This window comes from Leifsonia williamsii, from assembly GCF_030433685.1.
Taxonomy (GTDB): domain Bacteria; phylum Actinomycetota; class Actinomycetes; order Actinomycetales; family Microbacteriaceae; genus Leifsonia; species Leifsonia williamsii.
The window spans coordinates 1,976,298-1,999,102 of the sequence record NZ_JAROCF010000001.1 but is presented as its reverse complement, the minus strand read 5'-3'; the positions used below and the strand labels follow the sequence as shown (position 1 = coordinate 1,999,102).

The window sequence follows — 22,805 nt, the reverse complement described above, 5'->3', positions numbered from 1 at the left end:
CCCACGCGCCCGTCACGGCGCGCCCTCCGCGACGGCGGACGACTCCGCGACGGCGGACGACTCCGCGCCTCCCGCCTCCCCGCGCCCTCCCCCGAGCACCTGCAGGCGCGGACGCTCCCCCGCACCGCCGACGCGGTCACCGAACGCCGGCCGCGCCGTGGTGGCGAACCGGAACTGCTCCCCCGGCTCCGCCGCGACGACGCCGAGCGCGACCAGCCGGGCGCGTACTCCGCCTACCCTCCGCCCGACCGCTACCGCGATCTCGTCGAGGGAGTCGCCGCGGTGGTACGCCTCGATGACCGTGTGCTCGTCGGCCTCCGTCCAGCGGCGGAAGGCGTTCGGATGCTCTGTGCTCGCGCGGGCACGGCCGGTCGCGGCCGTCACCGCCGACGCGGGCGGCGCCAGCGCCTGCACGGTGCTGACCTGCAGCAGCCGGTACCGTGCGACCGGCTCCACGGCCGGCTCCCGCCAGCACGCGAGCGAGTCGCCGTCGAAGCTGATCAGTGTGGCGTCGATGTCGGCGAAGGCCTCGTCGACCGTGGTGATGCGCAGCATTCCGTTCCCCCTGGTACGTCCTCCCCACCGCCGGATCGGGTGGGGTACGAGCACGCTATCCGCGGCCTCCGGCGCGTCACCAGAGCGTCGACGCGCGGAAATGCACGCCTCGCACGCACGCGGGCCCGGGCGTACGGTGACAGCGCATGGACGTTCTCGGCTGGCTCGCGGGAGACGAGTACACGATCGCGCGCGAGATCCTGCAACGCGGGGTCGCGGCCCTGTACCTCGTCGCGTTCGTCTCGGCGGTGAACCAGTTCCCGGCGCTCCTCGGCGAGCACGGCCTCCTGCCGGTCCCGCGGTTCCTGCAGCTGAGCTACGCGCGCAAGCAACCGACGCTGTTCCGCCGCCGCTACTCCGACCGCCTGCTGCTCGCGGTCGCCTGGACCGGCGCGGCGCTCTCCGCCCTCGTCGTCCTCGGCCTGCTGCAGCTCACCCCGACTTGGGTGTTCGTGCCGGTCTTCCTGGTGATCTGGTTCCTCTACCTCTCGATCGTGAACGTGGGCCAGACCTTCTACGGGTTCGGCTGGGAGAGCCTGATCTGCGAGGCCGGCTTCGTCGTCGCCTTCCTGGGCGCCTGGGACACCGCACCGCCCGTCACGATCATCGTCTTCGTGCGGTGGCTGGTGTTCCGGCTGGAGTTCGGGGCCGGGATGATCAAGATGCGCGGCGACCGCTCCTGGCGCGACCTGACGGCCCTCTACTACCACCACGAGACGCAGCCCATGCCGAACCCGCTCAGCCGCACCGCGCACCTGCTGCCGAAGTGGTGGCACCGGGTGGAGGTGCTGGGCAACCACGTCGCGCAGCTCGTCGTGCCGTGGCTGCTGTTCCTGCCGCAGCCGGTGGCGAGCGCGGCGGCGACCATCATCATCCTGACGCAGCTGTGGCTGGTGGCGACGGGCAACTTCGCCTGGCTCAACTGGATCACGATCGTGCTCGCCTTCGCCGGGATCAGCGACGGCGTGTGGTCGTGGCTGCTCGGTGGCGCGCCTGTGGGCGCGTTCGGCGCCTCCACCCTCCCGCTCTGGTACCTGATCGTGTCGCTCGCGGTGACGGTGTTCCTGGTCGTGCTGAGCTGGCCTCCGCTCAAGAACTTGTTCTCGCGGCGCCAGCTCATGAATGCGAGCTTCAACCGCTGGCACCTCGTCAACGCGTACGGGGCGTTCGGGAGCGTGACGAAGGAGCGGTTCGAGGTCGTGGTGGAGGGCACGGAGGACGATCCGCACGACCCCGACGCCGCGTGGTACGAGTACGCCTTCAAGGGCAAGCCGGGCGATGTCCGGAGGCTGCCGCGCCAGTTCGCGCCGTACCACCTCCGGCTCGACTGGCTGATGTGGTTCCTGGCGCTGGGCTCGCGCGACTCGCCGTGGTTCGAGGTGTTCCTGCTGCGGCTGCTGGAGGCGGACCGGGCGACGCTGAAGCTGCTGCGAGCCGACCCCTTCGACGGGCGTGCGCCCAGGGCGGTGCGGGCGACGATGTACCTCTACCGGTTCACGACGCGCGAAGAGAAGCGGCGGACCGGGGATCGTTGGGTGCGCAGCGAGGTCGGCGCGCTGGTGCCGGCGGTGAGCCTGCGTGGATAGGCGGGGTCGCCTTCAGTACCCGGCGCTGCTCAGTACCCCGTGCGCTCCTCCTGCAGCCGGGCGAGGTCGCGCCAGATCAGCAGCTTGAGGCGCGCGGGGCGCTCGCGCTCGTAGTCGTCGCGCAGCGCCTCGCGGCCGGAGAACGCGTCGAGCCCGGCCTCGATGGCGCGCCGCACCTCGTCCCAGGCGTCGGCGCGGCCGCGCTCGACGAGGTCGAGCAGCTGCTGCTCCGAGTCGGCCTTCGCCCGAAGCGCGCCGGCCAGCGCGAGCGCGGCGTCGCGCCGCAGGGTCAGGTTGGCGGTGTCGACGTCGCGGTAGTCGTGCGGGTGCATCGCGTCGCCGCGCAGGCCGGAGGCGGCGGCCAGCTCCTCCTCGATGCGGCCGGCGGCCTCCCCCTGCTCGGCGGCGAGCTCGCGCAGCATCGCAGCAGCCTCGGCGGTGTGCCGGGACGGGTCGAAGTCGTGGCCGTACTGGATCGTGTCGACGACGATGTGATTCTTGACCGCCATGCGGGTGGCGTATTCCGCGAGCAGCATGCCCTCTTCGACGGACTGCTCCAGTGTGGGGGCCGGAGGCTCCGGCAGGGCGTCCTCATCGAACCGGCGCGTGCGCACGGACGGCTCGGAGCGCCTGCGGAACCACGACGGCCAGCGCATGCGTCACCTCCCCGAGCACGACTCGCGACGCCCGGCGGCGTCGCCCAGACCATTCTCCCCGATCAGGAGGGCGGGTCGGCGCGTTCGGCGCCGGCTGCGTGTTGCCGGGCGGCGTGTGCGGGACGCCGCGGCGGGACGATCAGGCGCCGCGGCCGCTCGCGAAGAAGGCGTTGGCGCGGCGCGTGTAGAGCAGGGAGACGAGCAGCAGCGTCCAGAGCACCTCGATCACGCCCGAGAAGAACTGGAGCGTGAACAGCAGCAGGATGCCGTTGATCAGGTTCACGATCATGACGACCGTGACGATCGCCCGCGAGACCCGGCTGCCGTCGAGCAGGCCCCTGGCGACGATCAGCGTGACGATGCCGAGGATCAGCGCGAGGACGGCCGAGGTGGTGAGGCCGACGACGGAGCCTCCGCTCTCCCGCGCCATCGACTCGCGCGTGAACAGCAGGAGGACGCCGCCGACGATGTTCGCGATGCCGTTGATGTAGGTGAGCACGGCGACGAAGGTGACGGAGCCGGGGCGGCGGGCGGGAGCGGCGGAGGCGGAGGAGGCGGGCGGCGTCGTGGCGGACATGGGGAAACGGTAGTGGGGTGAGGGTGCTGCGGGAAGGGGTGGCGGCGGGTCCGATGTCCGTCGCCGGGGTCGGATGTCGGTGGTCCGTGGCAGAGTGGTCGTGTGGCGGGGGTGCGATATGAGTTCGAGACCGAGCTGTTCCGGTGGGCGGCGCGGCGTGAGGTGTGGGTGTTCGCGCGACTGCCCGACGAGGTGTCGGAGGAGATCCACGACCAGCCGCATCCCCCGGCCGGGTTCGGGTCGGTGAAGGTGATGGTGACGCTGGGAGGGTCGCGATGGGCGACGTCGATCTTCCCGGAGAGCGCGGACGGGCCGTTCGTCCTGCCGATCAAGGGGTCGGTGCGGCGGGCGGAAGGGGTCGAGCTGGGCGATCGGGTGCGCATCGGGGTGGAGACGCTGCTGTAGGAGCACCCGCGAGCGCGCGGGCTGGAGGCAGGCTGAACGGCGGACGCGAGCTTGCTGGGGGAACGAGGAGTCTGCTGCCGCGCCGACCGCGCGCGTGCCTACGCTCAGATCCACCTCGAGGGGATGGAGTCGAGCATGGGTGCCGACGCGTGGACCGTCACGAACCTGACCGAGGCGGTCGGTGCTCCGCTCGGCGTGCACCAGCCGGCCGCGTGGGCCGACGCGGCCGGAGGGCGGTACGTCGTGTTCCAGGGGTACTCCCCCGTGACCGGCGGGACGGGGCACCTCCACCTGCTCCGGGCTGCGGCGCGCGGCGGTGAGCCTGGTGAGGGCGAGCAGGGTGAGCGCAACCGGACCACGGACCTCCCCGCCGACACCTCCTGGGCGGTCACCGATCTCACGGCGCTGACGGGCGCGCCGGAGGCGGCGACCACCGCGCGGGGGTACGCGCGGTCCGCGGACGGGACGCAGCACGTCGTCTATCAGGGGCGGCGGTTCGATGGGCACGTGCACGAGCTGAGCTGCTTCGACGCGGCGGACGACTGGGCGCACCGCGACCTCACCGCGGTGACGGAGGCTCCGCTCGCGCTGTCGCAGCCCTCCGGGTTCGAGACGCGGTACGACGACACCCAGCGGGTCGTGTATCAGGGGCGCGACGGGCACATCCACCAGCTGGCGGAGGGCGGAGGGGCGTGGCGGCACCAGGACCTCACCGCGCTCACCGGGTCGCCGGCCTGCGCTCCGGACGCCGCGCCCGCGGGCTACGGCTTCGACGCCCGGCGGAGCGCCCACGTGGTGGTGCGGACCGCCGACGGGCACCTCCTCGAGTACCGGGAGGAGGGCGGGGAGTGGGCGTGGACGGACCTGACGCTCGCCACCCGCTCACCGGTGGCCTCCGACGCCGAGATGGTGTGCGGGTACGTGCTCGCCGCGGAGCCGACCCAACACGTCGACTTCGTGGGCGGGGACGGCCACGTGCACGAGCTGTGGCGGGGCGATGGCGAGTGGGAGCACAGCGACCTGACCGCGGCGGCGGGAGCGCCGCCAGCGCAGGCCACGACGCAGCCCGCGTCCTACGCCGCCGAGGGCGGCCCCGGCCGGCCGACGCAGCACGTCCTCTTCGTCGGCAGGGACGCGTACGTGCACGAGCTGTGGTGGGCGGCGCCCGACTGGCACTACACCGAGGTCACCTCGGCGGTCCGTGGGTCGCTCCGCGTGCTCGGGCACCCGGTCGGGTTCGCCGTCGCCGACGGCACCCACGACGGGTGCTACCTCGCCGACACGCACGAGCTGGTGCTGCTGCGCGCCCGGGCGTGAAGGTGGCGCCGCCGCTACTCCCCGAACACGACCTCCGCCGCCGCTTCCACGGCGAAGAGTTGGTCGGGGTAGCGCAGGCCGGAGAAGTAGCGGTTCGTGTGCGCGATGATCTGCTCGGCGCTGATCGTGACGCCCTCCCACTCGGCGTCCGTGGTGGTGTGCGCGTCGCCGACGAGCGTGACGTCATAGCCGCGGACGGCCGCGCTCTGGGTGGTCGTGCGGATGCAGAAGTCGCTCTGCGCTCCGGCGACGACCAGCCGGGCGGCGTCCAGTCCCTCCAGCACCTCGTCGAGGTCGGTGTCGGCGAAGGCGTCGCGGTAGCGCTTCGCCACCACCGTCTCCCCCGCCGCCGGGACGAGGGCGTCGGCGAACTCCCACGGCTCGGTGCTGTGCTCGAGGTCGCCCTCCTCCTCGTGCTGCACCCAGACGACGGGGGTGCCGGCGGCACGCGCCCGGTCGACCAGTGCGGCGGTGCGCGCGACCACGCCGTCGGCGTCGACGCAGCTTTCGAGCACGCCCTTCTGCAGGTCGATCACGATCAGGACGGTGGGGATGGCTGAGGTCACGCCTTCATCCTGCCAGGCGACGCGGCGGAGGCGGCCGCGGCCTCAGCGCCCGACCGACATGATCGTGTTGAGCGCGAGCACGATGATGAGGCCGTTGAAGAAGTAGCTGAGCACCGAGTGCCACACGACGGTCCACCGGGCGCGGGAGGTGAGCACCTCCACGTCGGAGGCGGCGAAGGTCGTGCCGAGCGTGAACGCGAAGTACACGAAGTCGACGAACCGCGGCGCCGGAGCGGGAGCAGCCACCGGCGCCGGGAACCGCAGCATCGGCTCCTCCGCCGAGTAGTACCGCTGGTAGTAGATCTGCGCGAAGCCCCAGTGCAGGAAGCCCCACGCCAGGAGCATCGACCACACCCCGACGAGGTCGATCAGCGAGCCGATCTGCGGGTCGTTGTGCAGGCCGAGCACCTGCAGCGCCGCGGTGAAGCCGATCAGGCTGGCGAGGATGGTCGCCGTCATCGAGACCGTGCGCGCCAGACGGCCCACCTCGAAGCGCGAGGGCCGGCCCACGTCCGTCGCGGGACGCCGGGCGGCACGCCCCAGGACGATCAGCACGACGATCTCGTACACGGTCCCGATCGCGCACCAGGTGGCGAGCAGGCCGATGGTGTTCTCGGCGTCCTCCTCCAGCACCACCGCCCACAGGCCGACGGCGATCATCGCGAGCTGCGCGGCCAGGCTCGCCACGAGACCGAGCACCACGCGGGGGCGGCGGGCGGTGGCGACGGTCGACATACGTGGATGCTAGCGTCCAGGATGAACGCATGCCCCTCGTTCCCGTCCACGTCGTCGCCGCGGTGATCGAGCGCGAGGGGAGGCTGCTGGCCTGCCGTCGCGCGCCCGGCAAGGACGCGGCGGGCCGGTGGGAGTTCCCCGGCGGCAAGGTCGAGCCCGGCGAGCGGCCGGAGGAGGCGCTGGTGCGGGAGATCCGGGAGGAGCTCGGCGTGCCCATCCACGTCGGCGCCCTGCTCGACCGCACGACCACCGGCCGGGTGGACCTCGCCTGCTACGCGGCCACCCTCGCGGAGGGGGCGCCGACGGCGAGCACCGATCACGACGCGCTGCAGTGGGTCGCACCCGGCGACCTCGGCGCGCTGAACTGGGCCGACGCCGACCTCGCCGTGGTGGCGAGGCTGTCGCCGCGCGGCTAACACCGACCCCGGCCCATCGAGCCGGTGTGCAAACGGCACAGAAACACGCTCGATCAAGGCGCATCGCACATTCCGTGCTGCAGAACACCCCCTCTACGGTGTACGGAACCCGCTCCTCCCCCTCACACCCGTCAGAAGGACACCACATGGCACGGACAGCACATGCCGACGACTTCGCCCTCTCCCGCGTGACCCCCGACGCCCGCAAGCCGTGGTTCGGGATCGCGGTGCAGCGGTTCGGCCAGGTCTCTGCGCTCTCTCAGTTCCTGCTCGGGGCGACCCTGGGCTACAGCATGACCTTCTGGGAGGCCGCGCTCGCGCTCCTGCTCGGCTCGATCATCCTCGAGATCATCATGTGCATCGTCGGCATCATCGGGCAGAAGGAGGGGCTCAACACGGCCCTGCTCGCCCGCTGGACCGGCTTCGGAGAGATCGGCGCCTCGCTGGTCGGCCTCGCGATCGGCATCAGCCTGATCGGCTGGTTCGGCATCCAGTCCGCCATCTCCGCGCAGTCGCTCGACGCGCTCATGCCCGGCGTCATGCCGATCTGGGTATGGAGCGTGCTCTTCGGTCTCGCCGTCACCGCGGTCGTGGCGTTCGGCTTCGTCGGGATGCAGTGGCTGGCCAATATCACCGTGCCGCTGTTCCTGATCCTGGTCGGCTGGTCGGTGATCAGCGAGCTGACCAAGCACTCGTTCGGCGAGCTGCTGACCTCGCCCGCGCCCGGCCCGACCATGACCATCTGGCAGGGCACCGGGATCGTCGCCGGCGGCCTGATCGTCGGCGCGATCATCACGGCCGACATGACCCGCTTCAACCGCAGCCGCGCCGACGTCGTGAAGCAGACCGTGCTCGGCGTCACGCTGGGCGAGTTCGTTATCGGCCTGGCCGGCGTGCTGCTCGCCCACGCGGCGGCGACCGGCGACGTCGTCGCGATCGTGACCTCCTCCATCGGCTTCGTCGGCCTGATCATCGTCATCACCGGCACGCTCAAGATCAACGACTGGAACCTCTACTCGTCGACGCTGGGCCTCGTGAACTTCATCTCGACGGCGTTCTCGAAGAACCTCCACCGGGTGACCACGACGATCGTGCTCGGTGTGGTCGGCACCGTGCTGGCGGCGGCGGGCATCCTGTCGGCGTTCACCGGCTTCCTGACCATCCTGGGCGTCGCCTTCCCGCCGATCGCGGGCATCATCGTGGCCGAGTACTTCTTCGTCCGGAAGTGGCGCGGCGACCTCGACGCGACCCGCGCCTCCGGCCGCCTGCCGCAGTACGCGCCGCGGATCGTCCCGGTGACGCTCGTGGTGTGGCTCGTCTCGTCGCTGGTCGGCTACTTCGTCACCTGGGGCATCCCCGCGATCTGGTCGCTGCTGCTCTCGATCGTGCTCTACACGATCGCCGGCAAGCTCGGCTGGGTCCGCGGCGTCGGACGCGCCACCACGCAGCAGGCCGCCCCGGCCGACTCCGCGGCGACGACCCCGGCCACGGCCGGCCCGGCCACGGCCGGCCCGGAGGCGGTCGCCACCAACTGAGCCGCCCGGCTCGCACGCACCCGATCCACCCGCTGCGTGCGCCGCCCACCGCGGCGCACGCAGCACAGCAGAAAGCGGAACACATGCACATCGGCATCGACGTCGGCGGCACCAACACCGACGCAGTGCTCATGGACGGCCGGACCACCCTCGCCGGCGTCAAGAACTCGACCAGCCCGGATGTCACGAGCGGCATCATCAGCGCCATCGAGGCGCTGCGGGAGGCGCGCGGCTTCGACGGCGGCGACATCGACGCCGTGATGATCGGCACCACGCACTTCATCAACGCGCTGGTGCAGGCGAAGCGGCTGGCCCCGACCGCGGCCCTGCGCCTCGGCCTCCCGGCCACCAAGGCCCTCCCCCCGCTCGTGGACTGGCCGGAGACCCTGATCGAGGCGATCGGAGGCCGCAGCTACCTCGCCCACGGCGGTTACGAGTTCGACGGACGCCCGATCTCACCGCTCGACGTGGCCGAGCTGAAGGGCATCGCGGCCGACATGGCGGCCGCCGGCGTGCGCTCCGTCGCCATCTCGTCGGTGTTCTCGCCCGTGAACCACGACGTGGAGACGCAGGCCGCTGCGGTCATCGCGGCCGAGCTCGGTGAGGGCGTCGCCATCTCGCTCTCGCACGAGATCGGCCGGATCGGCCTGCTCGAGCGCGAGAACGCGACGATCATCAACGCGGCGCTGCGCGAGCTCGCCTCCGAGATCGTGGACGGCCTCACCTCCGCCGTGCGCGCGCAGGGCATCGATGCGCCGATCTTCCTCAGCCAGAACGACGGCACGCTGATGGACGAGGACTACGTGCGCCTCTACCCGGTCGCCACCTTCGCCTCCGGCCCGACGAACTCCATGCGCGGTGCGGCCCTCACCAGCGGACTCGAGACCTGCGCAGTGGTCGACATCGGCGGTACCACGGCCGACATCGGCCTGCTGATCAACGGGTTCCCGCGCGAGACCGCCAACGAGGTCAAGGTGGCCGGCGTGCGCACCAACTTCCGGATGCCGGACGTGCTCTCCATCGGCATCGGCGGCGGCTCGATCGTGGACACCGAGACCGCGGAGGTCGGGCCGGAGTCGGTCGGCTACCGGCTGACCTCCGAGGCGCTCGTCTTCGGCGGGTCGACGCTGACCGCCACCGACATCGCCGTGGCCGCGGGGCGCGCGCAGGTCGGCGACCCGTCGAAGGTCGCCCACCTCGACCCCGCCTTCGTGCAGCGGGTGCTCGCCCGCATCGCCGAGCGCATCGCGGAGGCGGTGGACCGGATGCGGACCTCCCCCGACCCGATCCCCGTCGTCGCCGTGGGCGGCGGCTCCATCCTCCTGCCCGACGAGCTGCCGATCTTCGGCGCCGTGCACCGTCCGGAGAACTACGCCGTCGCGAACGCGATCGGCGCATCCATCGCGCAGGTCGGGGGCGAGATCGACAAGGTGTACGCCGTCGAGCCCGGCCGGCGCGAGCAGGCCATCGCCGCCGTTCGGGCGGAGGCGGTGGACAAGGCGATCGCCGCCGGCGCATCCCCCTCGTCGGTGGCGATCGTCGATTTCGACGAGGTGCCCATCCCCTACCTCCCCGGCAACGCCACGCGCATCCGTGTGAAGGCGGTCGGCGACCTGGCGATGGGGGTGCGGGTATGAGCTGGACCCTGACCGCCGACGCCATCGGCGACCTCGCGCGCGGCGCCGCCGTGCTCGGCACCGGAGGCGGCGGCGACCCGTACATCGGCTCGCTCCTCGCCCGGCAGGCCCTCGCGCAGCACGGCCCCGTCACCGTGGTCGGCCTGGACGAGGTGCCCGACGACGCCCTGGTGCTGACCGTCGCGATGATGGGCGCACCGACCGTCATGGTGGAGAAGCTGCCGAGCCTCGACGAGGTCGTGGCGCCGGTGCACGCGCTGGCCACCTACCTCGGCCGGCCCGTCACGCACGTGGCGTGCGCGGAGATCGGCGGGGTCAACTCCACCATCCCGGTCGCCGCCGCCGCGGCCCTGGGCCTGCCGCTGCTCGACGCCGACGGCATGGGCCGGGCGTTCCCCGAGCTGCAGATGGTGCTGCCGACGCTCTACGACGTGACCGCGTCTCCCCTCGCCTTCAGCGACGAGAAGGGCAACGTCGGCGTGCTGCAGACGGTCGACAACCACTGGACGGAGCGCATCGCCCGCGTCGCGTGCGTCGAGATGGGCTGCTCGGTCATGATCTCGGGCTTCCCCATGAGCGGCGCGGTCGCACGGGAGGCGCTCGTCGGCGGCTCGCTCTCGCACAGCCTGGCCATCGGCTCCGGGATCGCGGAGGCGCGGCTCGCCAAGACCGACCCGGTCGCGGCGACCGTCGCCCGGCTGGGCGGCCGCGAGTTCTTCGCAGGCAAGGTCGTGGACGTCGAGCGCGCGACGACCACCGGGTTCGCCCGCGGCCGCGCGCGCATCGAGGCGCCCGCCGTCGAGAGCGATGCGGCGGAGGCGCTGGAGCTGTCGTTCCAGAACGAGCACCTCGTCGCGCAGTCCGGCGACGTGACCTACGCGACGACGCCCGACCTGATCATCGTGCTCGACGCCGAGAGCGGCGAGCCGATCACGACGGAGGGCCTGCGCTACGGGCAGCGCGTCCGCGTGGTCGCCGCCCCCAGCGACCCGCGCTGGCACACGGCGGAGGCGCTCGCGATGGTCGGCCCCGGATACTTCGGCTACGACCTCCCCTCGCACCGCTTCGACGGCACGCCGGAGCGCGAACTCGTGGAGGCGGGCGCATGAGCTGGACGCTGACCGCGGCCGACCTGCCCGACCTCGCCCGTGGCGCGACCCTGCTCGGCACGGGCGGCGGAGGCGACCCGTACATCGGGCAGATGCTCGTCGCCCGCGTGCTGGAGCAGCGCCCGGAGGGCGAGCGCTCGATCACGATCCTCGACCCGGACGACCTCGCCGACGACCTCTTCGTCATCCCGACCGCGCAAATGGGCGCGCCGACGGTGATGATCGAGAAGATCCCGGCCGGCACCGAGCCGACGCTCGCCCTGCGGACGCTGGAGGCGCACCTCGGCCGCACGGCGGACGCCACCATGCCGATCGAGTGCGGCGGTATCAACTCGATGATCCCGCTGATCGTCGCGGCCGAGACCGGTCTGCCGGTCGTGGACGCGGACGGCATGGGCCGCGCGTTCCCGGAGCTGTCGATGGAGACCTTCGCGGTCTACGGAGTGCACGGCTCCCCGCTGGCCCTCGCGGGCGAGCGCGGCGAGACCGTGGTGATCGACACCGGCGACGACGACCGGCAGATGGAGTGGCTGGCCCGCGGGGTGACCATCCGGCTCGGCGGCGTCGGCCACATCGCCGAGTACGCGATGACCGGCGCCGACGTGCGACGCACGGCGGTGCCCCGCACGCTCTCGATGGCGCTGGCGCTGGGCCGGGCGATCCGGGAGGCGCGCGAGCAGCACCGCTCGCCGTTCGAGGCGATCGCGGACACCCTCTCCACCACCCTCTACTCGGAGGTGCGGGAGCTGTTCAGCGGCAAGGTCACCGACGTCGAGCGGCGCACGACCGAGGGCTTCGCGAAGGGCAGGGCCACCATCTCGTCGCTCGACGCTGCCGACGACGCGACCCTCGAGATCCGGTTCCAGAACGAGAACCTGATCGCCCTGCGCGATGGCGAGCTGGTCGCGATCGTCCCCGACCTGATCTGCGTCACCGACATCGAGTCGGGCGAGCCGATCACGACCGAGGGGCTGCGCTACGGCCAGCGGGTCAGGGTGCTCGGCATCTCGACGCCGGCGATGATGCGCACAGCGGAGGCGCTGGCCGCCTTCGGGCCGCGCGCCTTCGGCCTGACCGAGGAGTTCGTGCCGGTCGAGTCTCTGGGTCTCGCCCGGGTCGGATCGGCCTGAGCCGGCCGCGACCGGCATCGCAGCGCCTACCCTGGAGAGCATGAGAACCCTCGGCCCCGGGCGCCTCGACGCGCTGAGCCGGGGGTTCTCGCTGCTCGGCTCGGGCGGCGGAGGGACCACCACGCTGCTACGGCTGATGGCGGCGCGGGCGCCGGTATGGCCGGTGCGCCTCCACGATGTCGCCGACCTCGACCCGGCGACGCCCTGCGCGACCGTCGCGTTCGCCGGCTCCACCCACCTGCTGACCGAGCGCATCCCGGCGGCCACCGCCTTCGACCCGCTGCTCGCCGCCGCCGAGCGCTGGACCGGCGTGGCGGCGCGGGCCGTGTGCGCGATGGAAGGCGGCGGCATGAACGGCCTCAGCCCGCTGCTGGTGGCGGACCGCCTCGCGGTGGTCGACGCCGACTGCATGGGCCGCGCCCTCCCCCGGCTCGACCAGGTCTCGCTGCTGGTCGACGAGGTGCCCGGCGTCGTCACCGTCTGCGACACCGGGAGGGGCGTCGTCGTCATCGAGAGCGCGCGCGCCGCCGATGTGGAGTCGCAGGTGCGTGCGGCGATCGTCCAAGCGGGCGGCACGGCGGCCGTGCTGATGGCCGGCTTCACCGTCGGCGACCTGCGCGAGCACGCGGTCAACGGCACGATCTCGCGGGCGCTCGAGCTCGGCGAGCGGATGACGGAGGCCGTGTCCGGCAGCGCCGACGCCCTCGTCTCCGCGCTGGGCGGGCGCCTGGTCGGCGCCGGCCGGGTGACGAGGATCGAGCCGTCGGCGCACGACCCCTATGTCAGCGCGCTGCAGGTCGACGGCGACGACGGCTCCCTGCTGCGGCTCGTCGCCGGGTCGGAGCTGCTGGCCGTCGTGCGCGACGGCGAGACCGTCGCCGCCACGCCCGAGATCATCGTGGCGCTCGACACGCTGTCGCGCGACATCCTGCAGGCCGACGGCGTCACGCTCGCCCGGCACGTCACCGTGCTCGCGCTGCCCGCCCCGGCGTGGTGGACCGAGCGCGCGGCGCGGCTGCGGCGCATCACGCCCTCCGCGTTCGGGCTGGACGGGGTGGACGGGCCGGGCGGAGTCGACGGGCTGGACGGGCCGGCCGGATCGGCCGGTGTCGACGGGGACGGGGTGGATGCGGCATGAGCGACCGCCTGACCCTCGCGGCGCTGCTCGCCCACCCGGCCGGCGGCGGCCTCCACCCGGTGGCGGGGGCGGACCCGGCCACCGAGTGGCGCGACCTCGTCGTCGGCGCGGGCGAGACCGACCTGCCCGATGACGGGACCGGCCTGCTCGCGCTGCTCACCTCCGCTCCCCCGGCCACGCCGTGGCAGCAGGACGCCCTGGTGCGCCGGGTGCGCGACCGCGGCTACCGCGCGCTCGCCGCCCCCGGCGCCGAGGGCTTCGGGCCGGGAACCCGGGCGCTCGCGGAACGGCTCGGTCTGGCCCTGCTCGCCGTGGACGAGCCCATGGCGCTCGCCCGCGCGGCGTGGGAGCTGGTCGAGGGCCGGGACGCCCTGACGCTCGGCTACGTGCGCCGGGTCGCCCAGTCGATCGAGTACCACGCCGACAACCTCGCCGACCTGCTGCGGCACCTCTCGGCGAGCGTCGGGCACGGCGTCGCCCTGATCGACGGGGAGGGCGTGCTGCTGCAGGCGGGAGGCGAGCTGCCGTCGGCGGTGCACGCGGCCATCGACTTCGGGCCCTGGCTCGACACCGTGGCGGTCGCCGACGGCTCTGCGGCGTCCGTCCGCGTCGACAGCCCCAGCCGGGCCGGGCTGCGGCTCGCGGTCTTCGGCACCGGGCTGAGCACGTTCCAGCTCAGCGCGCTCGGCATCGCGGCGGAGGTCGCCATGCCGGCGGTCGCCGCACGCATCCTCATCGACGAGGTCGCCGACGTCAACGACGCCGCTGTCGCCTCCGGGCTGCTGCGCGACTTCCTCGAGCGCAGCGACGACCGCGACGCCGAGCTCGAGCAGCGGATGCTCGAGCGCGGCTGGCGGACCACGGGCTACCACCTGGGGTTCCGGATGATCGGTCGCAGCCGCGTCGACACCCTCCAACTGCTCCGCTTCGTCACCCGCGAGCTGACCGCCCTTCCGCTCGACTCGCACGTCGCCACCAGCGGACGCGGCGTGACGGGGTGGCTGAGCTTCGCCGCGCCTCCCGCCCCCAGCCGGGTCGAGGAGGCCGTGCGTGCGCTGCGCATGCTGCACGCCTCCGCCCGCCGGTCCTTCACCGTCGCCACCGGCATCGGCACGCTCGAGACCGGCCCCGCGGGCCTCGTCGCCACCATCGAGGGCGCAGCCGACGCCGCGCGGCTCGCCGCCGACCGCTCGGCGACCGGGTACTTCCTGCGGATCGACGCGCTCGGGCTGGAGCAGCTGCTGCTGTCGTGGACGGGCAGCGACACCTTCGTGCCGGCGGCGGAGTCGCTGCTCGCCCCGCTGCTCGCCCGCGGCCCCGAGCTGGTCGAGACGCTCACCGCCTACCTCGACCACGAATCCGGCATCGCGGCGACCGCGGACGCGCTGGGACTGCACCGCAACACGGTGTCCACGCGCATCGCCCGGGCGCAGGAGCTGCTCGGCCTCGACCTCGCCGACCCGGAGACACGGCTCGCCGTGCACCTGGCCTGCCGGGCGGTGCGGCGGTGACGGACCCCCTCCTCCATCCGGCTGCAACCCTGGGAGAACGACCATGAGAGCCCTGTACTACGACGCCTTCGGCGCCCCCGTCACCGTCACCGAGGTGCCCGATCCCGCGGTCCCCGACGGCGCGGCGCTGATCAGGGTCGCCGCGTCGGGGCTGTGCCGCAGCGACTGGCACGCGTGGGCCGGGCACGATGACTCGGTGTCGCTTCCGCACGTCCCCGGGCACGAGTTCGCCGGTGTCGTGGAGGCCGTGGGCGCGGGGGTCGAGCACTGGCGCGCCGGCGACCGCGTCACCGCGCCCTTCGTCAACGGCTGCGGGCGCTGCGAGTGGTGCCGCAGCGGGCAGGCGCAGGTGTGCCCGCAGCAGACCCAGCCCGGCTTCACGCACTGGGGGTCGCACGCCGAGCTGGTCGTGGTGCGCGCCGCCGACCTCAACCTGGTCGCCGTCCCGGACGGGCTCGCGTTCGACGCGGCCGCGAGCCTCGGCTGCCGGTTCGCGACGGCCTTCCGGGCGCTGACGGCGCGGGCGCACGTGCGGGAGGGCGAGTGGGTCGCGGTGTACGGCGCGGGCGGCGTCGGCCTCAGCGCGGTGATGATCGCCGCGGCGCTCGGCGCGCGTCCGATCGCCGTGGACCGGTCCCCTGCCGCGCTGGAGCTGGCGCGGCAGCTGGGCGCGGCCGAGACCGTGCTGTCGGACGACTCCACCCCCGGCGCCATCGCCGACCTGACCGGGGGTGGAGCGGACGTGTCGGTCGACGCCGTGGGGTCGGTCGCGACAGCCGGAGCCGCGGTGCGGTCGCTGCGGAGGCGCGGGCGGCACGTGCAGATCGGGCTGCTGACCGGCGGGCCCGCCCTGCCGCTCGACCGCGTCATCGGGTGGGAGCTCGACGTGCTCGGCAGCCACGGCATGTCGGCGACGGACTACCCCGCGATGCTCGACCTCGTCGCGTCGGGAGCGGTGTCGCCGCAGGCGCTGCTCGGCGCGCGGGTGGGGCTGGCGGAGGCGGCACGGCTGCTGCCGCTGGCCGAGACGGCTCCGCCGGTGGGGATCGCGGTGCTCGACCCGACGCGGGACTGAGGCCGAAGGCCGTCGGGAAGGGAGGAGGCGCGGGCCGCCACGCCGAGTCCTGGCAGGGAACGGAGGAGGGGCGCGCGTCTCCTGGCCGGATATCCTCCGATTCCGGCGCGATCTCTGTCGACGCGACCCCGGCCTCCCGGCAACCATGGAGGGGTGACCGATCTGCGCCTCCCCGCCTTCACCGCTCCCGACACCCCCGCGGCCCGCGCCGCCCGCGATCTCGCCGCCGAGTACCACTCGCCCTCGCTGCTCAACCACGTCACCCGGTCGTGGCTGTGGGCGGAGGCGTTCGCCGCGGTGGAGGGGCGCACCGGCTACGACCGCGAGCTGGTGTATGTCTCTGCGATGCTGCACGACATCGGGATCGTCACCGCCTTCGACAACCACACCCTCGCCTACGAGGACGCCGGCGGCCACGTCGGCGTTGCTCTGACTGCGGGCGCCGGCTGGCCACAGGCCCGGCGCACGCGCGTGCACGAGGTGATCGTGCGGCACAACTGGCCGTCCGTCGACCCGGCGATGGACGTCGAGGGCTACCTGCTCGAGATCGCGACCGCCCTCGACATCTCGGGCGCGCGCGCCGACGTGCTGCCGGAGCCGTTCATGCGGGAGGTGCTCGCGGCGTACCCGCGCCTGGCGCTCGGCGCGGAGTTCACCGCCTGCGTCACCGACCAGGCCGAGCGCAAGCCCGACACCTCCGCCCGGCGGCTGGTCGACGGCGGCGTCGCCCGCAAGCTGCGCGAGAACCCGCTGGAGGGGCTGGGCGGTTCCGGCGTCGAGTCGTGAGCCGTTGCGGGTTGCGCGCGCGAGAAGTGACGTGATGTCACGACTCGGCGGCGGTCGCCTATCCTCGATGGGTGCCGATCCTCCTCTCCCCCGCCGAGTGGCGCGCCCGCGAGGCCGCGCACGCCGAGCGTGCCGATGCGCTGACCGCCGGTCGCCGCGAGCGCGCGGCGCGCGGTGAGAAGGACCCGGTCGACGACTTCCTCTACACGTACTACTCGTACTCGCCGTCGCTCCTGCGGCGCTGGCATCCCGGCGCCGGGGTGGAGCTGCTGGAGGCCGCAGACACTCCGCGCGCCGAGTGGCGCTGGTACCGCGCCGGCGAGACGCCCGGCAGCCTGACCGTCGACGGGGAGGCGCTGGAGGCCGAGAAGGCGCCGATGCTGCGTACGGTCGAACGCATCCTCCGCTCCACCTCCGCCCGGCCCGGACAGTTCGGCTGCTTCGGCCTGCACGAGTGGGCGATGGTGTACCGGCAGCGCGAGCACCGCCACCCCGTGCCGTTGCGGCTCGGGCAGGAGGGCACCGACGCGGTCGTCGACACGCACGAGCTGCGCTGCACGCACATCGACGCCTTCCGCTTCTTCACGCCCGACGCGGTGCCCCGCAACCGGTTCGCTCCCACGCGCGAGACGCAGCCCGAGCTGGAGCAGCCTGGATGCCTCCACGCCGGGATGGACGTCTACAAGTGGGCGATGAAGCTCGGCCCGCTGGTGCCGGGCGAGCTGCTGCTCGACGCGTTCGAGCTGGCGCGCGACATCCGCCGCCTCGACATGGAGGCGTCTCCCTACGACGCCCGCGCCTGGGGCGGGGAGCCGGTGCGGATCGAGACGCCGGAGGGCAAGGCGGAGTACGTCCGGCGCCAGCGCGCCTTCGCCGAGCGGTCGAACGCGCTGCGCGGGCGCGTCTTGGAGGCGTGGCTGGGCAGCGAGCGCGTCTAGGGCGTCGGCTTGGGCACAGGGAGGCCGGGCGCGTTCTGCTCCTGCGTCGGCACGGGCGTCGGCGTGGGCACGGGCTCCGGCGTCTGCTGCGGTTCCTCGGTCGCGGACGGCGTCGGCGTGGGCGTCGGCGTCGGGGTGGCCTCCCCGTCGCCCGACCCAGAGCCCGAGTCGGAGTTCGAGCTGCTGTTGTCGGCGCCGTAGAGCACCGCGTCGCTCGGCTCGGTGAAGTCGTCGCCGCCGTACAGCGCGTCGAGCGCGGTGAGGATCGGCTCGGCGACGTGGAACTTCACGTTGCCGCCGTTCACGCCGTTGAACTCGAGGTCGCGCAGCGGCGTCGATCCCGACACGTTGCCCACCCAGGTGGCCGTCGCGACCTTGGTGGTCGAGGTGACGAGCCAGTTCTGCAGCGAGTCGTCGGTCGTGCCGGTCTTGCCGAAGATGGGCGTCCCGTCGTACGGGTTGGCACTCGCGGCCGTTCCGCCGCCGCGCATGACGCCCTGCAGCGCGTAGGCGACGCCGGCCGCGATGTCGGGCTTCAGCCCCGGCGTGCAGGTCGTCTTGGTGACGGGGTGCTCGCTGCCGTCGGCATTGACCACGCGGTCGATCGCGATCGGCGTGCACGCGGAGCCGTTGTTGGCGATGCCCGCGTACGCGGTCGCCATCGTCAGCGGCGAGAGGTAGTTCGTGCCGAGGATCATCGACGGCGTCGACGTCAGCGGGTTCTCCGCCGACGCGGGGTGCACGCCGAGGCTCTTCGCGGCGTTGAGGATCGAGCACAGGTCGGTCTCGGTCCCCATTCTCGCGAACGCCGTGTTCACCGACTCGGCGGTCGCCGCCAGCACCGAGAGCCGGCTGGCCGACCCCTCGTCGTTGGTGACCGGCCAGTCCGGGCCGTCGATGTTCTGGCAGGAGTTCGTGAAGTCGGAGGTCGGGAACAGGTGCTGCGACGCGTTCACCGTCTCGTACAGCCCGTGCCCCGCCTCCAGCCACGCCGCCAGGTCGAACGCCTTGAACGTGGAGCCGGTCTGGAAGCCCTGCGAGCCTCCGTAGTCCTCGTCGGTGTTGTAGTTCACCGCGGTCGTGCCGTCGGCCGGCTGGTCGGTGTTGTTGAAGGCCCGGTTCTGCACCATCGTGACGATGCGCCCGGTGCCGACCTCGACCGAGACGTTGGAGCCGCCGAGGTCGATGTCGGGGCGGGAGGCGGGGACGTACGCGCTGAGCGCCTGCTGCGCCGTGGCCTGCAGGTCGAGGTTCAGGGTCGTGTAGATCTTCAGGCCGCCGCGGTTGAGGGTGGCCCAGCGGTCGTTCGCTGTCTTGCCGTACGCGGAGTCGTTGAGCACGACGTCGCGCACGTAGTCGCAGAAGAACGCTGCGTTGTACTGGGCGGCGGCGGCGCATCCGCTCGTCGTCGGGGTGATGACGGGCTGGACGGGCGTCTTCTTCGCCGCTTCGCGCTCGGCCGCGGTGATGGTGTGCGTCTTGTACATCCGGTCGAGGACGTAGTCGCGCCGCTCCTTGGTGAGCTTGTAGCCGTTCGCGGCGCCGTTGTCCTTGTCGTCGGCATGGTCGATGCGGAGGTTCGACGGGTTGTTCAGGATCGCCACGAGCGTCGCCGCCTGCGGCAGAGTCAGCTGCGCGGCCGTCGTGCCGAAGTAGTAGTGCGCCGCCGCCTGGACGCCGTACACCTGGCCGCCGAAGCCGACGACGTTGAGGTAGCCGAGCAGGATCTCCTGCTTGCTGTACTTCTTCTCGAGCCCCACCGCGTACCGCATCTCCTGCACCTTGCGCTGGAGCGTGACGCCGGCGGCATCGTCGTAGCAGGCCTGCAGCTTCTTCTGGTCGGTGAGCGCCTCGCACTTCTCGACCCCGATGTTCTTCACGTACTGCTGCGTGATGGAGGACCCGCCCTGCACATCCCCGCCGACGACGGTCGCGAGCGCGCCGCGGATCGTGCCCAGGATGTCCACAGCACCCTCTGAGTAGAAACGGGGGTCCTCGGCGGAGACGGCTGCGTCCTTGACGTCCTGCGCGACGTCCTTCCAGCCGACGTCCTGCCGGTCCTGCGCGTAGAACTGCGCGATCGGCACATCCTGCCCGCCCTGCTTGGCGTACACGGTCGAGTTCTGGGCGAACTGCCCGATGGTGAGGTCGTCCGGCAGTGACTCGAAGTCGCTCACCCCCGCGGCCGCGGTCGCCCCCGCTCCCAGCACACCGGGCAGCAGGAACAGCGTGCTCAGGACGGCCGCGACGAGCGCGAACGCCAGGAACTTCCACACCGCCCCCGCCCGGGTGCGCGGAATGCGCAGCTCGAAGCCGCGCAGGGGCTCGGCCAGACGATCGAGGCGGGCGGGCACGCGGGGCGCGAGCGGGCGGGCGGGGTCACGGGTGGTCATCGTCCCACAGGGTGCCCGCGCGGGCTGTGGAGGGGGTGGGTGGGGGGTGAGTGCGGATGAAAGGTCGTTCAGAGAACGCCGAAACGGCGCCGGCCCCCTTCGGGACCGGCGCCGTTTCGCGTCGGGTGCGGCTGGGCCGCGCGGCTCACGCCGCCAGCGGCACCTCCGCGCGGGCCGCGGTGACCCGCAGCTGGCCGTCGGCCGCGTCGAGGACCACGGTTCCGCCGTCCTCGAGGGAGCCGGAGACCATCAGGTCGGCGATGCGGTCGTCGACCTCGCGCTGGATGACGCGGCGCAGCGGGCGGGCGCCGTACTCCGGCTCGTAGCCGGCCTCGGCGATCCACTCGACCGCGGCGTCCGTGACCTCGAGGGCGACGGAGCGGGCCGCCAGACGGCCCGAGGTCGCACCCAGGAGCAGGCGGACGATGGAGCGCAGCTGCTCCTGGTCGAGCTTGCGGAACAGCACCAGCTCGTCGATGCGGTTGAGGAACTCGGGCCGCATCGCCTCGCGGAGCTTGCCCATGACCCGGTCGCGGATGTCCTTCTCCGAGGCGAAGCCGTCCGCGCCGCCGGCGACGAAGCCCATCGCGCCGCTGCGCGACGCCAGGAACTCCGACCCGAGGTTGGAGGTCATGATCACGACCGTGTTGCGGAAGTCGACCGTGCGGCCCTGGCCGTCGGTCAGTCTCCCGTCGTCCAGCACCTGCAGCAGCAGGTTGAACACGTCCGGGTGCGCCTTCTCGATCTCGTCGAACAGCACGACGGAGTAGGGGGTGCGGCGGACACGCTCGGTCAGCTGGCCGGCCTCGTCGTAGCCGACGTACCCGGGAGGGGCGCCGACCAGGCGGGCGACGGTGTGGCGCTCGCCGAACTCGCTCATGTCGAACCGGAGCATCGCCTTCTCGTCGCCGAACAGCGACGCCGCCAGGGCCTTCGCCAGCTCGGTCTTGCCGACGCCGGTCGGGCCGAGGAAGAGGAAGCTGCCGACGGGGCGGTGCTCGTCGCCGAGGCCGGTGCGGTTGCGGCGCACGGCCTTCGCGACCGCGGTCACCGCGTCGTCCTGGCCGATGACGCGCTCGTGCAGCTCCGCCTCCAGGCGGGCCAGCCGGGTGCGGTCGGCCTCGCCGATGCGGGAGACCGGGATGCCGGTCGAGCGCGACACGATCGCCGCGATCTCGGCCTCGTCCACGACCGCGTCGGGGCGCGGGGAGGCGCTGAGCCCGTCGAGCTCGCGCTGCACGTCCTCCATCTGGTCGCGCAGGCGGGACGCCTCCTCGTAGTGCTCAGCGGCGACGGCGGAGTTCTTCTCGGACTCCAGGGTCGCCAGCTTCGCCATCAGCTCGGAGGAGTCGACGCGCTTGCCCAGCGACAGGCGCAGCCGCGCGCCGGCCTGGTCGATCAGGTCGATCGCCTTGTCCGGCAGGAACCGGTCGGAGATGTAGCGGTCGGACAGCTCCACCGCGGCGCGGATCGCGTCCTCGGTGTAGCGGACGCCGTGGTGCTCCTCGTACGCACCGCGCAGGCCGTCGAGGATGAGGACGGCGTCCTCGACCGACGGCTCGCCGACGGTCACCGGCTGGAAGCGGCGCTCCAGCGCCGGGTCCTTCTCGATGCGGCGGTACTCCTTCAGCGTCGTCGCGCCGACCAGGTGCAGGTCGCCGCGGGCAAGGCGGGGCTTCAGGATGTTGCCCGCGTCCATGCCGCCGGACTCGCCGGACCCTCCGGCGCCGACCACGGTGTGCAGCTCGTCGATGAACACGATCAGGTCGCCATCGGCGGCGCTGATCTCGTCCATCAGGTTGGTGAGCCGCTCCTCGAAGTCGCCGCGGTACCGGGTCCCGGCGACCATGCCCGCCAGGTCGAGCGTGACGACACGCTTGTCGCGCAGCTGCTCGGGGACGTCGCCGGCGACGATCGCGCTGGCCAGGCCCTCCACGATCGCGGTCTTGCCGACGCCGGCCTCGCCGACCAGCACCGGGTTGTTCTTGGTGCGGCGGGAGAGGATCTCGACGGTCTGCTCGATCTCGTCGAGCCGGCCGATGACCGGGTCGAGCCGGCCCTCGCGAGCGAGCGCGGTCAGGTCGGTGCCGAACTTGTCGAGCATCGGGGTCGCCGACTCGCTCTCGGCGGCCTCCTGCTCTCCGCTGACGCCGCCGACGGTCTCGGTCTGGCGCATGGCGGAGGTGAGGGCGTCGGGGGTGACGCCGGCCGCCTGCAGCACCTGCCCGGCGGGGACGTCCTGCCCGATCACGAGCGCGAAGAAGAGGTGCTCGGGGTCGATGTAGGTCGAGCCGGAGGCGCGGGCCACCTGGTACGCGTGGAACAGCGCGCGCTGCGCGGACGCCGTGATCGAGGCGCCGTCGGCGTCGATCGCCGAGCCGGAGGCGGGGAGGCGCAGCTCGGCGGCCGTGGCGACCTTCGCCGGGTCGACGCCGATGCGGCGCATCGCGTCGGAGGCCGGCTCCTGCTCCGCCATGGTGCGGAGGATGTGCAGGGCGTCGAGCTCGCGGTGGCCGTGCGCCAGGGCGTACCGACCGGCCTCCGCGAGGAGCTCCTGCGTGCGCCGGCTCAGGAACCGGCTGATGTCGATGGAGCGTGCGGCGCGCGCACGCTCACCCGCGAGATACCGGGCCAGGAACTCGTCGAACGAGTTCTCGCCGTTGTTCTCGGGAGTGAAGTTCTCGGGCACTGATGTCTCCTGTTTCTTAAAGTTGAGCGACGTGCACTCAAGTTCAACGCT

General features: G+C 72.7%; 20 protein-coding genes. 13 read left to right on the top strand and 7 right to left on the bottom strand.

The window, feature by feature from the left end; all coding sequences use genetic code 11:
- Positions 1-12: 12 nt before the first annotated feature.
- Positions 13-555, bottom strand: a complete 543-nt coding sequence (locus P5G50_RS09350) for a hypothetical protein (protein WP_301210745.1) — start codon at positions 553-555, stop codon at positions 13-15.
- A 146-nt stretch (positions 556-701) separates the two neighbouring features.
- On the opposite strand from P5G50_RS09350, the gene P5G50_RS09345 reads away from it, so the two are divergent.
- On the top strand, positions 702-2,141 hold the full coding sequence (locus P5G50_RS09345) for a lipase maturation factor family protein (protein WP_301210746.1): 1,440 nt from the start codon (positions 702-704) through the stop codon (positions 2,139-2,141).
- 29 nt (positions 2,142-2,170) lie between these two features.
- Here the strand turns inward: P5G50_RS09345 and P5G50_RS09340 are convergent, their stop codons facing one another.
- Together P5G50_RS09340 and P5G50_RS09335 are read right to left on the bottom strand one after the other, a co-directional pair.
- Positions 2,171-2,797 carry a hypothetical protein gene (locus tag P5G50_RS09340; protein WP_301210747.1) on the bottom strand — a complete coding sequence of 209 codons (627 nt, stop codon included), beginning with the start codon at positions 2,795-2,797 and terminating at the stop codon, positions 2,171-2,173.
- 139 nt (positions 2,798-2,936) lie between these two features.
- On the bottom strand, positions 2,937-3,374 hold the full coding sequence (locus tag P5G50_RS09335) for a DUF7144 family membrane protein (protein WP_301210748.1): 438 nt from the start codon (positions 3,372-3,374) through the stop codon (positions 2,937-2,939).
- 102 nt (positions 3,375-3,476) lie between these two features.
- Here P5G50_RS09335 and P5G50_RS09330 point away from each other — a divergent pair, with 102 nt between their 5' ends.
- Both P5G50_RS09330 and P5G50_RS09325 read left to right on the top strand, forming a co-directional pair.
- Positions 3,477-3,779 carry a DUF1905 domain-containing protein gene (locus P5G50_RS09330; protein ID WP_301210749.1) on the top strand — a complete coding sequence of 101 codons (303 nt, stop codon included), beginning with the start codon at positions 3,477-3,479 and terminating at the stop codon, positions 3,777-3,779.
- 135 nt (positions 3,780-3,914) lie between these two features.
- Positions 3,915-5,096: a hypothetical protein gene (locus P5G50_RS09325; protein WP_301210750.1), complete on the top strand. Its 1,182-nt coding sequence runs from the start codon at positions 3,915-3,917 to the stop codon at positions 5,094-5,096.
- Positions 5,097-5,110: 14 nt separating this feature from the next.
- Here P5G50_RS09325 and P5G50_RS09320 read toward each other — a convergent pair whose 3' ends face one another.
- Positions 5,111-5,662, bottom strand: a complete 552-nt coding sequence (locus tag P5G50_RS09320) for a cysteine hydrolase family protein (protein WP_301210751.1) — start codon at positions 5,660-5,662, stop codon at positions 5,111-5,113.
- 42 nt (positions 5,663-5,704) lie between these two features.
- Positions 5,705-6,397, bottom strand: coding sequence for a DUF1345 domain-containing protein (locus P5G50_RS09315; protein ID WP_301210752.1), 693 nt, complete (start codon positions 6,395-6,397; stop codon positions 5,705-5,707).
- 29 nt (positions 6,398-6,426) lie between these two features.
- Between P5G50_RS09315 and P5G50_RS09310 the strand changes: the two genes are divergently transcribed.
- The 10 genes from P5G50_RS09310 (at position 6,427) to P5G50_RS09265 (ending at position 17,672) form a co-directional block, all read left to right on the top strand.
- The gene (locus P5G50_RS09310) at positions 6,427-6,813 is read left to right on the top strand and encodes a (deoxy)nucleoside triphosphate pyrophosphohydrolase (protein WP_301210753.1); all 387 of its coding nucleotides are present in this window, start codon (positions 6,427-6,429) and stop codon (positions 6,811-6,813) included.
- A 146-nt stretch (positions 6,814-6,959) separates the two neighbouring features.
- Positions 6,960-8,348 (top strand): purine-cytosine permease family protein, encoded by a 1,389-nt coding sequence (locus tag P5G50_RS09305; protein ID WP_301210754.1) that lies wholly within the window; start codon positions 6,960-6,962, stop codon positions 8,346-8,348.
- A gap of 83 nt (positions 8,349-8,431) precedes the next feature.
- Positions 8,432-9,985: a hydantoinase/oxoprolinase N-terminal domain-containing protein gene (locus P5G50_RS09300; RefSeq protein ID WP_301210755.1), complete on the top strand. Its 1,554-nt coding sequence runs from the start codon at positions 8,432-8,434 to the stop codon at positions 9,983-9,985.
- Complete coding sequence (locus P5G50_RS09295; RefSeq protein ID WP_301210756.1) at positions 9,982-11,094, top strand: S-methyl thiohydantoin desulfurase family protein; 1,113 nt, start codon at positions 9,982-9,984, stop codon at positions 11,092-11,094. The genes P5G50_RS09300 and P5G50_RS09295 overlap by 4 nt, the downstream gene beginning before the upstream one ends.
- On the top strand, positions 11,091-12,224 hold the full coding sequence (locus tag P5G50_RS09290; RefSeq protein WP_301210757.1) for an S-methyl thiohydantoin desulfurase family protein: 1,134 nt from the start codon (positions 11,091-11,093) through the stop codon (positions 12,222-12,224). The genes P5G50_RS09295 and P5G50_RS09290 overlap by 4 nt, the downstream gene beginning before the upstream one ends.
- Positions 12,225-12,264: 40 nt before the next feature.
- Positions 12,265-13,362, top strand: coding sequence for a DUF917 domain-containing protein (locus P5G50_RS09285; RefSeq protein ID WP_301210759.1), 1,098 nt, complete (start codon positions 12,265-12,267; stop codon positions 13,360-13,362).
- Complete coding sequence (locus P5G50_RS09280) at positions 13,359-14,873, top strand: PucR family transcriptional regulator (RefSeq protein ID WP_301210760.1); 1,515 nt, start codon at positions 13,359-13,361, stop codon at positions 14,871-14,873. The genes P5G50_RS09285 and P5G50_RS09280 overlap by 4 nt, the downstream gene beginning before the upstream one ends.
- A 43-nt stretch (positions 14,874-14,916) precedes the next feature.
- Positions 14,917-15,948, top strand: coding sequence for a zinc-dependent alcohol dehydrogenase family protein (locus tag P5G50_RS09275; protein WP_301210761.1), 1,032 nt, complete (start codon positions 14,917-14,919; stop codon positions 15,946-15,948).
- 153 nt (positions 15,949-16,101) lie between these two features.
- Positions 16,102-16,734, top strand: coding sequence for an HD domain-containing protein (locus P5G50_RS09270; RefSeq protein ID WP_435870862.1), 633 nt, complete (start codon positions 16,102-16,104; stop codon positions 16,732-16,734).
- 77 nt (positions 16,735-16,811) lie between these two features.
- Positions 16,812-17,672 (top strand): 3-methyladenine DNA glycosylase, encoded by an 861-nt coding sequence (locus tag P5G50_RS09265; RefSeq protein ID WP_301211383.1) that lies wholly within the window; start codon positions 16,812-16,814, stop codon positions 17,670-17,672.
- Here the strand turns inward: P5G50_RS09265 and P5G50_RS09260 are convergent.
- Positions 17,669-20,065, bottom strand: a complete 2,397-nt coding sequence (locus P5G50_RS09260; protein ID WP_301210762.1) for a transglycosylase domain-containing protein — start codon at positions 20,063-20,065, stop codon at positions 17,669-17,671. The genes P5G50_RS09265 and P5G50_RS09260 overlap by 4 nt on opposite strands.
- Positions 20,066-20,210: 145 nt before the next feature.
- On the bottom strand, positions 20,211-22,754 hold the full coding sequence (locus tag P5G50_RS09255; protein ID WP_301210763.1) for an ATP-dependent Clp protease ATP-binding subunit: 2,544 nt from the start codon (positions 22,752-22,754) through the stop codon (positions 20,211-20,213).
- Positions 22,755-22,805 lie beyond the last annotated feature (51 nt).